We start from the raw sequence: 12,847 nt of genomic DNA, 5'->3' as shown, positions 1-12,847 counted from the left end.
GGATGTCGCTGCGACGGCGGGGTGCCGTCGTCGCAGCACGGATCACCGCGGTGCGGGCAGTGCCTTGTTGTTGCACGCCAGCCCGCCGGCCGACAGCGCTTCGATGCGCAGGCAGCCCTGCAGTCGTTCGATCTGCTCCGGGGCCACGGCCACGAAGTCCATGCCGTTGAAGTACACGCACCAGCGGGTGCCGCACTCGAGCAGCATGGCGTCCTGCGCGGGGTGCGGCGGCGTTTTCAGATGGACCAGGGTGAACGCCCGCTGCTGGTTGTCCGGCGCGCTCCACAGGCGATAGCGCTGGTCGGTCTGCCGGGCCAGCTGCGTGCCTGCCACGTGGCCCCATATCGGAGCCAGCACCAGCACCACCCATCCGACGAGCAGCAGACCGAACCACCTGACGCGGCGATCCAGCGTATCTGTAACGACCATCACCCGGCCGAACTCACGCCGGCTCAGCCAGCGTTCGCCGCGGACCTCACGCCGCAGCCTGCGCCGCGCAATCCGCAGCCGCGCCCGTTGGCGACGCAGCCAGGGCTGGCGGCGGACCCGCACCAGCCAAGCAACGCAAATGAGGGTGCCGATGCCGAGGACCACTCCCAGCACCGCAGCGACAACCAGCAGCACCGGCAAGGGCATCGACAGGCCGGTATCCGGAAGCAGCTTCATGCTCTCGGCGGCCGTATACCAGACCACCTCGAACCCGCGATACACCAGCGCTTCGACGCCGCGATCCACCAGACCGTCGCCAAGCCCCAGGCCAGCCCAGTACGCCGCCTCGCAGGTGCGCCCCAGCAGATACGCGGCCGGCAGCAGCACCACCAGCACCTTGCCCAGTCCATCCAGCCACCCCCACAACGGCGGCCGTGAACGATGCGAACCTGGCGCGCTCATCGCGCCGCAGGCGCCGGTTTGGGCGCGGCAACGGCCTTGGGCGCCACCACGGCCGCCTGCAGGCGCTTGATCGCCGAGATCGGCACGGCCTCCGCGCGATGCTGCTGCGGCCACCACAGGAACACGAACGCGCTGCTGCTGCCGAGCAGGCGTGCGTCACCCTGCAGCGGTGCCACGTCGCCAGTGAGATGAACGGTCACCCTGTTGCCCTGCCCTTCGGTGCGGATGCCTTCGGCCTTGTCCAGCGAATAAATCGCCGCGCCCAGCGCCATGAACAATGCGACGGCCATGCACAGTCCGGTCAGCGGGCGCACGCCGGAGATGTCCCAACTGGTCAGCGGCGAACGCGAAAACAGCAGGCGCCAGCCCCAATGGCGCGCGCGCAGCGCGTCCACCTTCGCCGGGTTGCGCCGACGCAGGGTGTCCGGCCAGCCCACCACAATGGCCAGCGCGATGCCGCCGCCGAGGATCGCGGCGTAGGCGGGATCACGCAGCCCGGCCACAAGGAAATCGCTGATCTGCAGGTAGTCGAGGATCGACAGCTCGAAGCGCAGGTAGAAGAAATAGCTCGACCACAGGCCGAGCAGCGACAGCAGCACGTAACCGGCGCTGACGATCAAGGCCGGTTCCTGCCGCAGCAGCCGCCACAGCACCATGACCACCGAGTCCTCGCTGCCCCGTACCACGGGCAGCACCGACCAGTCGGTGGGTGCCCCCTCCACTGGCGCGGCACCGGGGTGTCCGCCCGATGGCGCGATCGCCGGCACGTTGTCCTCGGTGCGGCCTTGATCCCTGTTGTCCATGTTGCCCCCTGTCCTGCGCAGAGCATCGCTGAAAAGCCCTGCCGTGGGTAGCCTGCGCTACGCCGCGAGGTGGTGCTCGATGGCCGCCTGCAGATCCAGGTCGGTCAAGGCCGTCGCGGCGACGAATCCCGCGTTGGCCACCGCCTGCGTCCCGCGGCGATGGCCGTCGTGGTAGCGCAGCTGCGCTCCGCCACACTGCGGGCAACGCAGGCCGTGCACCAGCGGCTGGCCCCCGACCGGGTCGGCCAGCGCGGCCAGCACCGGCCAGAACCGTGCGTCCGCGCCGGCCGGCAACAGGGCCGCCACGCGCTGTGGCACCGGGTCGAACGCACTGGCCACCACGACGTGATGGCCGTCGGCACTGCACAGGAGTGCCTCGCCATAAGCATGGTCACCCAGCGCCGGATGCGCGAACACGTGTCCACAGAGGGCGCAGCCGCCCTCCAGCAGCGCAAGCGTCCGCATCCGGATCAGCCCACCGGTGCCGCGATGTGGTGCGGTGTGTGCATGGGCTGGTAAACCAGACCCGATGCCGTGGCGACGTCGCCCGCACAGACGAAGCCATAGCGGGCATAGGCAGGCACCGAGGGCAGCGACGCGCTGACCGTGATCAACGGCGCACGCGCATGCGTCAACAGCGCCGTCATCAATGCACGACCGACACCGCGCTGCTGGCAGTCCGGCGCCACGAACAGCATCGCCACGTGCCGCCCTTCCTTGAGCTCGGCCACGCCACGCACCTTGCCCTCGTCGACCGCGACCAGGATGACGTTGTCGCCCTGCAGGCGTGCGGTGAATGCCTCGGCCGAAGCGACCCCACCGAACGTGGCGACCCCCTGCGCAGACAGCGATGGCGCGACGGCGATGGTAAACGCCTGCAGGCAGATGGCGCTGGCGGCGTGGACGTCGTCGGGCGTCATGGGGCGGATGATCATGCACAGTCTGGCGCGGTGGCGGAGCCTGCCACGGTACTGGAACCGGGCGGCGAAAGGGAACTCCGCCAGCCGTTCCGCCGTGCGGTCAACACACTGCTTGCGCGACACCGTCCTGCGGTGCCGCGCATGCACGCCCGTCGGATCAGGCGACCTGGCGCATCGGTGCGAGGCTGCCCGTGTCCAGCTTGAACACCGCCACCGCGTCGGTGAGGGTGCTGGCCTGCTGTTCCAGCGAACGGCTGGCCGCGGTGGCTTCTTCGACCAGCGCGGCATTCTGCTGCGTCACCTGGTCCATCTGCACCACCACCTGGTTGACCTGTTCGATGCCGGCCGCCTGTTCCTTGGTGGCGGCGGCGATGTCGCTCATCAACTGATTGGTGCGCGAGCTGGCCTGGGTCAGGCGGGTGATCGCCGCTTCGGATTCCACGGTGACGCTCAGGCCGGTCTTGACCTTGGCGCTGGCGTCGTCGATCAGGTCCTTGATCTCCTTGGCGGCGACGCCGGCGCGCTGGGCCAGGGTGCGTACTTCGCTGGCCACCACGGCGAAACCGCGGCCGTTTTCGCCGGCGCGGGCCGCTTCGACTGCCGCGTTCAGGGCCAGGATGTTGGTCTGGAAGGCGATGCCGTCGATCACCGAGGAGATCTCGGAGATGCGTGCGGACGACTGGTCGATCTCGCCCATCACCGCCGCCATCTGCGCGATGGCCTGCTCGGTGGCCTTCACCGCCGCGCCGGCGGCGTGCGCCTCGTGGTCGGCCTGGCTGGCAAGCTCGGCATTCTGGCGCACGGTGGAGGTCAGCTCCTCCATCGAGGCGGCCGCCTCTTCCAGATTGGCGGCCTGCTGCTCGGTGCGGCGCGACAGGTCGTTGTGGCCGGCAGCCAGTTCCTGGGCGGCATCGTTGATGCTGCCCGCCGCGAGCTGGATCTTGCCTACGATGCCGGTCAGCTGCGCGGCAGTAACGTTGGCATCGTCGCGCATCTGCGCGAACACGCCTTCGTAGTGGCCGTCCATGCGCGAGGTCAGATCGCCGACGGAGATCGCGCGCAGCACAGCCGAGAGATCGGCGATGCTGGCCTGCGAACTGGCCATCATGCCGTTGAGGTTGGCCACCATTGCGCGGAACTGGAACTGGAAGGCCGCCTCATTGCCGCGCACCGAGAAATCGCCCGCGCTGGCGGCCTGGGCCAGCAGGTCGATCTCGGCATTGATCGCTTCCAGGCTGTGCTTGACCGTGGCCATCGTGCGGGTCAGTACCGCCTTCTCGCCGGGGTAGCTGTCGAGGTCGCGGCTCAGGTCGCCGATCGCATAGCGTTGCATCACCTCGACCATGTGGAACTCGACCGCCACGTGCGAGGCAACCAGTTCGTTGGTGGCATGCACCATGCGCCCGTAGTCGCCGGGGAACGCCGCTTCGTCCATGCGGTAGCTGATCGCACCGGCCTCGTGCTGACCCGCCATGTCGAGCTGCGCGGTGATCGCCGCCTGCACGTTGTGGCGCACGCTGGCCATCGCCTCGCCCAGCTGGGTCAGTTCGTCGCGGCCGCCCAGGCGGAAGTCCTGGTCCAGCTCGCCCCTGGCCATGCGCTCGGCCAGGCCCACTGCCCGGGCCAGCGGGCCGGTCAGGCTGCGCCCGATCAGCACGGAGGCCGCAATGCCGACCAGCAGCGCCACACCGCCGAGCACCAGCAGCTGCAGCAGGGTGCGCTCACCCAGCCGGATCGCCTCGGCGGCGGCCTCGCGGCTCTGGGTTTCTTCGTAGGCCACGCCATTGGCCAGGGCCTTGTTCCAGCCGTTGGCTGCATCCTGCACCGCGCCAAGCGTCAACGCGACGGCGGCCGGGAAGTCGCCCTGCTGCATCAGCTCGCTGGTCTGCTTGTTCAATGGACGGGCGGTGGCGCGCCGGGCGGCGATCTCCTCGCCGATCTGCTTGCCCTCGGCATCGCCCGGCAGCGCCTGGTAGGCGGTCCAACTGGTTTCGTAGCGCTTGACCAGGTCGGCGATGCGGGCCTCGTCGGCCTCGCGCGCTTCACCCTGGCGGATCAGCATTTCACGGCGCACGACCATCATCTGGTTGTTCGCGTCGAGCATGTCCGACAGCAGCCGGACCTTGGCCACGCTGACCTCGGCCACGTCCTGCATCGCGCGCTTCTGCACCACGCTGCCGGTGGCGCCGGTAGCCACGACGGCGGCCACCAGCAGCAACAACAGGCCAAAGCCCATACCTAGACGCCAGACGACGCTGACGTTCCTCAAGAAATCCATGATATCGATCCAAACCGGGGGGAGTGCCCGGTTATCGGCGCTGACCGGCGCGTTCTTGACCGGCGAGCGCGGGCCGGGATGGGTCCGATTCACCTTGACCCACGAAAAAGCCCCGCTTGCGCGGGGCTCTTTCATTGGGGCCGTGTCAGCCACCCGGCCGGGCGCCGGGCATGGCCCGGGACCGGCGGTCCGCTCAGGCGAACGGGTCCTGCAGGACCATCGTGTGGTCACGATCCGGGCCGGTGGAGACGATGCTGATCGGGCAACCGGCCAGCTCTTCCAGCGCGCGCAGGTAGGCACGGGCCGCCGGCGGCAGGTCGTCCCAGTTGGTGATGCCGTGGGTGTTCTCGGTCCAGCCCGGGAACTCCAGGTACACCGGGGTGCACTCTTCCCAGCCCTGGGCGTCCAGCGGCGCGTACTCGGTGCGCTTGCCGCGGTATTCGTACGCGATGCAGACCTTCAGCTTCTCCATGCCATCGAGCACGTCGAGCTTGGTGATGCACAGGCCGCTGATGCCGTTGATGGCCACGGCGCGCTTGAGCGCGACGATGTCCATCCAGCCGCAGCGACGCGGACGGCCGGTCGAGGCGCCGTACTCGGCACCACGGTCGCGGATGCCCTGGCCGATCTCATCGTCCAGCTCGGTCGGGAACGGGCCGCCGCCGACGCGGGTGGCGTAGGCCTTGGCGATGCCCAGCACGTAGTCGATCGCATCGGCCCCCACGCCGGCACCGGCGAGTGCGCCGCCAACGGTGGTGTTGGAGCTGGTGACGTACGGGTAGGTGCCGTGGTCGATGTCCAGCAGCGCGCCCTGGGCGCCTTCGAACAGCACGCGCTTACCCTGCTTGCGCAGGTCGTGCAGGATGCCGGCGACGTCGGACTTCATCGGCTCGACGTACTCGCCGAAGGCCAGGGCTTCGTCGTAGGTCTTCTGGAAGTCGATCGCGTCGGTGTTGAGGTACTTGGTCAGCACGAAGTTGTGGTAGTCCAGCGCGGTGCGCAGGAGCTCTTCAAGCTGCTTGGGATAGTGCAGGTCGGCGATGCGGATGCCGCGACGCGCCACCTTGTCTTCGTATGCCGGGCCGATGCCGCGGCCGGTGGTGCCGATCGCCTTGCCGCCGGCAGCGCGTTCGCGCGCCTGGTCCAGGGCGATGTGGTACGGCATGATCAGCGGCGCGGCCGGGGAGATCTTCAGGCGCGAACGCACTTCAACGCCGGAGGTTTCCAGCTCGGCGATTTCCTTCTGCAGCGCGGCCGGCGAGATCACCACGCCGTTGCCGATCAGGCACAGTGCATCGGCACGCAGGATGCCCGACGGGATCAGGTGCAGGACGGTCTTCTTGCCGTTGATGACCAGGGTGTGGCCGGCATTGTGACCGCCCTGGAAACGCACGACGGCGCCGATTTCCTCGGTGAGCAGATCGACGATCTTGCCTTTGCCTTCATCGCCCCACTGGGCACCAAGCACTACGACAGACTGACCCATGACGGGCTCCTCAATGTGTTGCGGCCATCGGGGCCGCGGACGGGTAGACCGTGGCGGGGCTGGCCAGCGCGGTGATGGCGGCTCCAAACGGGGAGCGGCCGGCGATGGAAGGCCCAGACACAGAAAAAGCCGAACGGGGAGGCCCGTCCGGCTTTTGTGCATTATCCGGGTTTCCGGGGTCCGGTGCCACCCCGGCGGCACGCGGCTTCACCGTCCGGTCAGGCCCGCCATCCGGGGGCCGGGCCGTCTCAATGCTTCAGCCACCACAGCGTGGTGAGGCCGGCCAGCAGGATCACCCCGCCCCAGGTCCGCAGGGCGCTGCTGCGCAGCATCAGCAGCTGCTCGGCCATGCGCTTCCAGGCACGGGGCGCGACGAACAGGAACAGGCCTTCGAACACGGCCACCAGGCACAGCGCCGAGAACAGGTCTTTCATGAAGAACTCCACACCATCACAAATGAAACGGGGACCCGGTCTGCACCGGGTCCCCGTGGGTTGCTGCCGTCTGCGGCCTCAGCGATCGCTCTTGAGGTACTGCAGGAACGGATCGTTCTTGTCGAGCACGATCACGCCATTGCCGTCGGTCATGGAGCCGCGGTAGGCCTCCAGGCTGCGGTAGAAGGCGTAGAACGACGGGTCGGCCGAACCGGCCTTGCCGTAGATGCGGGCGGCTTCGGCGTCACCGGCACCGCGCAGCTGCTGGGCATCGCGCTCGGCTTCGGCCACCAGCACGGTGCTGTCGCGGTCGGCCTGGGCACGGATGGTCAGCGACTGCTCCTCACCCTCGGCGCGCAGCTTGGCCGCTTCCTGCTTGCGCTGGGCGCGCATGCGCTCGTACACATCGTTGATCACCTGGCTGTCGGTGGGCAGGTCGATCTGCTTGATGCGCAGGTCGATGATTTCCATGCCCAGTTCCTTGACCGCCTTGTTGATGCCGGTCAACTGGTTGGCGATCAGTTCGCTGCGATCACCCGACACCAGCTGCTGCAGGGTGCGCGAGTTGATCTGGTTGCGCAGCGAGTCGGTGATGATCGGTGCCAGGCGCGCATTGGCCAGGGCGGCATCGCCACCGGTGGCGCGGTAGTAGTTGCGCACGTCGGAAATGCGGCCGATGGCGAAGAAGTCGACGCTGACGTCCTTCTGCTCGGCGGTGAAGTAACGCGCCGGCGCGGTGTCCAGCACCTGGAAGCGGCGGTCGAACACGCGTACCGATTCCACCAGCGGCACCTTGAAGTGCAGGCCCGGCTTGATGTCCGCACGGACCACCTTGCCCAGGTTCAACACCATCGCGGTCTGGTCCTCACGGACCACATACACCGACCCCAACAGGCCCAGCAGGGCGGCCACGGCCAACCCGATCCACAGTGAACTCTTCATCGGCTGGCTCCTTCACGACCGGTCGGTCGTCCGGTGGGTCGGGTGGTCGGGCGCTCGGCATCGCGCGCCCCATCCACCGGCGTGCTGGCCGGCAACGACGGCAGCATCACTTCCGGGGTCACCGCCGGGGCGGCGCCGGCGGCACCGGCGCGGGCATCACCCGGCATCGGCACGTAGATCAGCTGGCGGCCATCGCCACCGATGATCTTGCGGTTCTGCGAGAGCACCTGCTCCACCGTTTCCAGCCACAGCCGCTTGCGGGTGACTTCCGGGGCGTCCTTGTACTGCACCTGCAGCAGGCTGAAGCGGTCGGCATCACCCTGCGCCTTGGACACCACCGCCTGCTTGTAGCCTTCGGCGGTGGTGCGGGCACGCGAGGCCTGGCCGCGCGCTTCGGGCACGACCTTGGCCGCATAGGCCTGGGCTTCGTTGATCAGGCGTTCCTTGACCTGCTGCGCGCCGTTGACCTCGTCGAACGCCGGCTTCACTTCTTCCGGCGGGCGCGCGTCGGGCAGGGTCAGCCCGGTCACGACCAGGCCGGTCTGGTAGGCCTTCAGCGCCGACTGCAGACGCTCTTCGGCGACCACGGCCAGCGGACCGCGGTTGTTCAGCACGGTATTGAGGTCGGCACGGCCCACCTGCTCGCGCACCGCGCTCTGCGCCGACTGCTCCAGCACCTGGTCGGCCGAGACCGAACCGAACAGGTACTTCTGCGGATCGGCGATGCGGTACTGCACGTTGACCGAGACGTTGACGATGTTCTCGTCACGGGTCAGCACCGGCACCTGGCTGCTGAAGGTCTTGATCTGGGTGGCATTGACCTTGGTCACCGATTCGATCGGCCACGGCAGCTTGAAGTTCGGGCCAGGACCCAGGATCCGCGAGAACTGGCCGAAACGCAGCACCACGCCACGTTGCTGTTCGCCGATCAGCTGGAAACTGGAGAACAGCAGCAGCAGCACCACCGCCACCGCGACCCAGCGCAGGATGTTCCCATCGAACATCTCCTTCAGCGGTCCGGGCAATCCGCCCCAACCACCGCCATTGCCGCCGCCGCGCGGCTTGAACGGCCCGCGTCGATTATCGTCGGGGCCTTGTCCGCCCTTGTTGCCGCCGGGTGTATTCCAGGCCATGCACGCTCCATCAAGGTAAGGCTGCCTGCGGGCCACTCCCGCAACGTCAACCGGTGTATCTCATCCGATTCTACTAGATGGGGCTGACCGGCAGGATTGGAAGGGGGAAGGTGGCGCGGGATGCGATTCATGCAGCCTTGCACCGGCCCCGCCCCCGCTGCCAGCGGGTAAGGTGTGTGCCTCCCTTCCCCGCCAGGTCCCGGCCATGCTCCCTTCCGCCCCCTTCGACGCATTCCGCATCCATCAGGCCGCCGACGGCGGCCATCGGGCCGGGATGGAGCAGATCGGACTGGACGACCTGGCGCCCGGCGAGGTGGTGATCCGGGCCGGCTGGTCCTCGGTCAACTACAAGGACGCCCTGGCCGGCACCGGCACGGGGCGGATCCTGCGACGCTTTCCGCTGGTGGGCGGGATCGATGTGGCCGGCACGGTGGTCGCCTCCACCGACCCGGCCTGGCGCGAAGGCGATGCGGTGCTGGCCACCGGCTGCGGGCTGAGCGAGACCCGCGATGGCGGCTACAGCCAGTATGTCCGGCTGGCCTCCAGCGCGGTGATCGCCCAGCCGGCCGGCCTGACCCCGCGCGAGGCGATGATCCTGGGCACGGCCGGTTTCACTGCCGCGTTGGCGCTGCTGCGCATGCTCGACAACCGGCTGACGCCCGAACTGGGGCCGCTGGCGGTCACCGGCGCCACCGGCGGCGTGGGCTCGCTGGCGGTGGACATCTTCAGCCAGGCCGGATTCGAGGTGCATGCCATCAGCGGCAAGGCCGGGCAGGCCGACTACCTGCGCGGCCTGGGGGCGCGTGAGGTGCTGCCGCGCGAGGCGCTGGCCACCACCCGGCCGATGGAATCGGCGCGCTTCGGTGGCGGCCTGGACAACGCCGGCGGCCCGATGCTGGCCAGCCTGCTGGCGCAGACCGCGCCGTACGGCAGCGTGGTCAGTGCCGGACTCGCCGCCAGCCCTGCGCTGGACATGACGGTGATGCCCTTCATCATCCGCGGCGTGTCGCTGCTGGGCGTGTCCTCCTCCAGCGCGCCGCGGGTGCTGCGCGAGAAGGTGTGGGACAAGCTCGGCAGCGAGTGGCGGCCACGCCACCTGGAGCGCATCTGCACCGGCGAAGTGGGCCTGGACGGCCTGCCTGGGGTGTTCGAACGGCTCCTGGCCGGCGGAGGGCACGGGCGTACGGTGGTACGAATCGACTGAGCGCGCCAGCCGGGCGACGGACGGTGCGCCGGATGCTTCACGCCGATGCGAGGCGCGCACTACACTGCGCGCATCACATGGGGAACAACATGGCACGCATTCTGATCGTCGACGATTCACCGTCGCAGCTGTTGGGGATACAGCGCATCGTCGAGAAGCTCGGTCACGAGATCCTGACCGCCACCGATGGTGCGGCCGGTGTGGAAGCGGCCAAGGCCGAACTGCCCGACCTGGTCCTGATGGACGTGGTGATGCCCAACCTCAACGGCTTCCAGGCGACCCGCACGCTGTCGCGCGATGCGGCCACCAAGCATATCCCGGTGATCCTGGTGACCACCAAGGACCAGGACACCGACCGCATGTGGGGCATGCGGCAGGGCGCCAAGGCCTACATCACCAAGCCGTTCTCCGAGGACGAGCTGTCCGAGGTGCTGGAGCGGGTGTTCAGCAGCCAGGAACCGCCGGCTCTTTGACCCGCGTGCCGACCTGCGGTCGGCACCCACCGGGCGTCGTTCAGATCTTCTCGCCGAAGGCCTTGGCCAGCGCCTTGTAGGCCTTTTTCTGCGCTTCTTCGGTCGGGGCCGGCGCGACGATCTCCAGTTCCACGATCTGGTCCCCGTCCGGCGTGCCGGGCAGGCCGCGGCCACGCAGGCGCAGCTTGCGCCCCGCATCCGAATCGGCCGGCACCTTCAGTTCCACCGCACCGCCCAGGGTCGGGACGCTGATGCTGGTGCCCAGCGCCGCCTGCCACGGCGTCACCTGCAGGGTGTAGAGCACGTTGCGTCCGTCCACCTCGAACTGCGGGTGTTCGGCGTACTCCACTTCCAGCAGCAGGTTGCCACCGCCGTTGCCCTGCCCGGTCAGACGGATCACCTGGCCGGGACGGATGCCCTTGGGGACGCGCACGTCCAGCTGGCGGCCGTTGACGTTGATGCGCAGCGAGTCGCCGGCATAAGCCGCTTCCAGCGGCACGGAGAGTTTGGCGCGGGTGTCGCGCAGCGGCTGCGGGCCAGCGCCGGCGCCGGCGAAACCGCTGGAGCGCCCGCCACCGCCACCGCCGCGCTGGCGCGCGAACAGGCTTTCGAAGAAGTCGCTGAAGCCGCCACCGCCGGCGCCACCGCCGAACACCTCCTCGAAATCAAAGCCCTGGCCACCGCCATAGTTCGGCGGTGCGTGGAACTCCTCGCCCGGGCGATAGCCCTGCGCCTTGAGCTGGTCGTAGGCGGCGCGCTTCTGCGGGTCGCGCAGGGCCTCATAGGCCTCGTTGACGGCCTTGAACTTCTCTTCCGCGCCGGCCTCCTTGCTGACGTCGGGGTGGTACTTGCGCGCCAGCCGCCGGTAGGCGGTCTTGATCTCCGCGTCGCCCGCGGTCGGTTCCACACCGAGCGTGGCGTAATAATCCTTGAATTCCATCCAGACACCTCGAATAAGTTCGGTCGCCCACGCAGGCGGGCACCGTCCGGCCAATTCTAGCGGTTGGCGACGCTTCCGCCCGTCACCCCCGGGCCCGCGGCTTGATCCTGCGCAATGCCAGCGCCATCGACGAGGGCCAGAATGGGGCTGGGCGGCGCGTTTTCAACGTTTTGACGCCGCCCTTCCATCGCCCGCCCTACCCTGCCGATGTACAAGGAGCCCGCATGACCATCCACGTAGGCGATCGCATCCCCGAAGTGACCCTCAAGCGCATCCGCGAGGGCATGGAGACCATCGACACCCACGCCCTGTTCGACGGGCGCAAGGCGGTGCTGTTTGCCGTGCCGGGGGCCTTCACGCCCACCTGCTCGGCCCGCCACCTGCCCGGCTACATCGAGCACTTCGCCGATTTCCGCCACCTCGGCATCGATGTGTTCTGCATGGCCGTCAACGACCCGTTCGTGATGAAGGCCTGGGGCGAAAGCCAACAGGTTCCCGATGGCCTGCAGATGCTGTCGGACGGCAACGGCGAATTCACCCGCGCCCTGGGTCTGGAGATGGACGCCAGCAGTTCCTGCATGGGCCTGCGCTCGCGCCGCTTCGCGCTGTACGTCGAAGACCGCGTCGTGCGCCAGACCTTCATCGAAGAACCCGGCACATTCGAGGTGTCCTCCGCGCAGTACGTGCTGGAGCACCTTTCCCGCTGAACCCACGCAACAGAGGAACCCGGCCAGCCATGTCAAAGCCAGCCAAGAATGCCCGCCCCGCCCCTTCTTCCGCCGCCGGCACCCGACGTCCGGCCGGCATCAGCGACACCGCCACCCTGCGTGCGCGTGCCCGCAAGGACATCGAAGACGGCGCCATCACCGACACCTACAGCGCCGATCGCAAGGCGGTGATCAAGCTGCTCAACGACGCCCTGGCCACCGAATATGTGTGCGTGCTGCGCTACTACCGCCACTACTTCATGGCCAAGGGCATGCTCGCCGATGCGGTGAAGGCCGAGTTCCTTGAACATGCCCAGCAGGAGCAGGCGCATGCCGGCAAGCTGGCCGAGCGCATCGTGCAGCTGGGCGGGGAACCGGACCTCAATCCGGACACGCTGACCGCGCGCTCGCACGCCGAGTACAAGGAAGGCACCGATCTGCGCGACATGGTCCGTGAGAACCTGATCGCCGAGCGCATCGCGATCGACAGCTATCGCGAGATGATCAACTTCGTCGGCGACAAGGACACCACGACCAAGCGCATCCTGGAAGAGATCCTGGCGCAGGAAGAGGAGCACGCTGACGAATTCGCCGACCTGCTGGAAGGCTGGATCGGCGAGTAGCACTGGCGGCCGG

General features: G+C 68.3%; 14 protein-coding genes. 4 read left to right on the top strand and 10 right to left on the bottom strand.

Annotated elements, in window-relative coordinates; genetic code table 11:
* Window positions 1-42: 42 nt before the first annotated feature.
* The 9 genes from OC534_RS14275 to hflK all read right to left on the bottom strand — a co-directional run bounded on the left by OC534_RS14275 (window position 43) and on the right by hflK (window position 8,887).
* Window positions 43-891, bottom strand: a complete 849-nt coding sequence (locus OC534_RS14275) for a hypothetical protein (RefSeq protein ID WP_262072011.1) — start codon at window positions 889-891, stop codon at window positions 43-45.
* Entirely contained in the window at window positions 888-1,694 is an 807-nt protein-coding gene (locus OC534_RS14270; protein WP_262072010.1) for a hypothetical protein, read from the bottom strand. Before OC534_RS14270 ends, OC534_RS14275 begins: the two co-directional genes overlap by 4 nt.
* Window positions 1,695-1,751: 57 nt before the next feature.
* A complete protein-coding gene (locus tag OC534_RS14265) occupies window positions 1,752-2,159 on the bottom strand; it encodes a hypothetical protein (RefSeq protein ID WP_262072009.1) in 408 nt (135 codons plus the stop codon).
* A gap of 5 nt (window positions 2,160-2,164) precedes the next feature.
* Window positions 2,165-2,629 carry a GNAT family N-acetyltransferase gene (locus OC534_RS14260; RefSeq protein ID WP_166473327.1) on the bottom strand — a complete coding sequence of 155 codons (465 nt, stop codon included), beginning with the start codon at window positions 2,627-2,629 and terminating at the stop codon, window positions 2,165-2,167.
* Between the two features lie 142 nt (window positions 2,630-2,771).
* Entirely contained in the window at window positions 2,772-4,892 is a 2,121-nt protein-coding gene (locus OC534_RS14255; protein ID WP_136003099.1) for a methyl-accepting chemotaxis protein, read from the bottom strand.
* 193 nt (window positions 4,893-5,085) lie between these two features.
* A complete protein-coding gene (locus OC534_RS14250; protein ID WP_017354824.1) occupies window positions 5,086-6,378 on the bottom strand; it encodes an adenylosuccinate synthase in 1,293 nt (430 codons plus the stop codon).
* A gap of 248 nt (window positions 6,379-6,626) precedes the next feature.
* A complete protein-coding gene (locus OC534_RS14245) occupies window positions 6,627-6,812 on the bottom strand; it encodes a DUF2065 family protein (protein ID WP_026070572.1) in 186 nt (61 codons plus the stop codon).
* Between the two features lie 78 nt (window positions 6,813-6,890).
* Window positions 6,891-7,754 (bottom strand): protease modulator HflC, encoded by an 864-nt coding sequence (locus OC534_RS14240; protein ID WP_017354822.1) that lies wholly within the window; start codon window positions 7,752-7,754, stop codon window positions 6,891-6,893.
* On the bottom strand, window positions 7,751-8,887 hold the full coding sequence (gene hflK / locus OC534_RS14235; protein WP_136003098.1) for an FtsH protease activity modulator HflK: 1,137 nt from the start codon (window positions 8,885-8,887) through the stop codon (window positions 7,751-7,753). Before hflK ends, OC534_RS14240 begins: the two co-directional genes overlap by 4 nt.
* Window positions 8,888-9,092: 205 nt before the next feature.
* On the opposite strand from hflK, the gene OC534_RS14230 reads away from it, so the two are divergent.
* Together OC534_RS14230 and pilH are read left to right on the top strand one after the other, a co-directional pair.
* The gene (locus OC534_RS14230) at window positions 9,093-10,091 is read left to right on the top strand and encodes a YhdH/YhfP family quinone oxidoreductase (protein WP_136003097.1); all 999 of its coding nucleotides are present in this window, start codon (window positions 9,093-9,095) and stop codon (window positions 10,089-10,091) included.
* A gap of 89 nt (window positions 10,092-10,180) precedes the next feature.
* Complete coding sequence (pilH, locus tag OC534_RS14225) at window positions 10,181-10,564, top strand: twitching motility response regulator PilH (protein WP_026070786.1); 384 nt, start codon at window positions 10,181-10,183, stop codon at window positions 10,562-10,564.
* A 40-nt stretch (window positions 10,565-10,604) separates the two neighbouring features.
* Here pilH and OC534_RS14220 read toward each other — a convergent pair whose 3' ends face one another.
* Entirely contained in the window at window positions 10,605-11,504 is a 900-nt protein-coding gene (locus OC534_RS14220) for a DnaJ C-terminal domain-containing protein (RefSeq protein ID WP_136003096.1), read from the bottom strand.
* Between the two features lie 224 nt (window positions 11,505-11,728).
* Between OC534_RS14220 and OC534_RS14215 the strand changes: the two genes are divergently transcribed.
* Together OC534_RS14215 and OC534_RS14210 are read left to right on the top strand one after the other, a co-directional pair.
* Window positions 11,729-12,211 carry a peroxiredoxin gene (locus tag OC534_RS14215; protein WP_262072008.1) on the top strand — a complete coding sequence of 161 codons (483 nt, stop codon included), beginning with the start codon at window positions 11,729-11,731 and terminating at the stop codon, window positions 12,209-12,211.
* A 29-nt stretch (window positions 12,212-12,240) separates the two neighbouring features.
* Entirely contained in the window at window positions 12,241-12,834 is a 594-nt protein-coding gene (locus OC534_RS14210) for a ferritin-like domain-containing protein (RefSeq protein WP_153164641.1), read from the top strand.
* Window positions 12,835-12,847: the final 13 nt, after the last annotated feature.

The organism is Stenotrophomonas sp. Marseille-Q5258 (assembly GCF_946900935.1).
GTDB classification, from domain to species: domain Bacteria; phylum Pseudomonadota; class Gammaproteobacteria; order Xanthomonadales; family Xanthomonadaceae; genus Stenotrophomonas; species Stenotrophomonas nematodicola.
The sequence above is the reverse complement of the archived record's forward strand: the minus strand, read 5'-3'. Positions and strand labels throughout refer to the sequence as shown.

Excerpts from the sequence above, each read along its gene's own strand:
- OC534_RS14275 (WP_262072011.1), bottom strand. The coding sequence starts at position 891 with ATGAGCGCGCCAGGTTCGCATCGTTCACGGCCGCCGTTGTGGGGGTGG.
- OC534_RS14270 (WP_262072010.1), bottom strand. The coding sequence starts at position 1,694 with ATGGACAACAGGGATCAAGGCCGCACCGAGGACAACGTGCCGGCGATC.
- OC534_RS14265 (WP_262072009.1), bottom strand. The coding sequence starts at position 2,159 with ATGCGGACGCTTGCGCTGCTGGAGGGCGGCTGCGCCCTCTGTGGACAC.
- OC534_RS14260 (WP_166473327.1), bottom strand. The coding sequence starts at position 2,629 with ATGATCATCCGCCCCATGACGCCCGACGACGTCCACGCCGCCAGCGCC.
- OC534_RS14255 (WP_136003099.1), bottom strand. The coding sequence starts at position 4,892 with ATGGATTTCTTGAGGAACGTCAGCGTCGTCTGGCGTCTAGGTATGGGC.
- OC534_RS14250 (WP_017354824.1), bottom strand. The coding sequence starts at position 6,378 with ATGGGTCAGTCTGTCGTAGTGCTTGGTGCCCAGTGGGGCGATGAAGGC.
- OC534_RS14245 (WP_026070572.1), bottom strand. The coding sequence starts at position 6,812 with ATGAAAGACCTGTTCTCGGCGCTGTGCCTGGTGGCCGTGTTCGAAGGC.
- OC534_RS14240 (WP_017354822.1), bottom strand. The coding sequence starts at position 7,754 with ATGAAGAGTTCACTGTGGATCGGGTTGGCCGTGGCCGCCCTGCTGGGC.
- hflK (WP_136003098.1), bottom strand. The coding sequence starts at position 8,887 with ATGGCCTGGAATACACCCGGCGGCAACAAGGGCGGACAAGGCCCCGAC.
- OC534_RS14230 (WP_136003097.1), top strand. The coding sequence starts at position 9,093 with ATGCTCCCTTCCGCCCCCTTCGACGCATTCCGCATCCATCAGGCCGCC.
- pilH (WP_026070786.1), top strand. The coding sequence starts at position 10,181 with ATGGCACGCATTCTGATCGTCGACGATTCACCGTCGCAGCTGTTGGGG.
- OC534_RS14220 (WP_136003096.1), bottom strand. The coding sequence starts at position 11,504 with ATGGAATTCAAGGATTATTACGCCACGCTCGGTGTGGAACCGACCGCG.
- OC534_RS14215 (WP_262072008.1), top strand. The coding sequence starts at position 11,729 with ATGACCATCCACGTAGGCGATCGCATCCCCGAAGTGACCCTCAAGCGC.
- OC534_RS14210 (WP_153164641.1), top strand. The coding sequence starts at position 12,241 with ATGTCAAAGCCAGCCAAGAATGCCCGCCCCGCCCCTTCTTCCGCCGCC.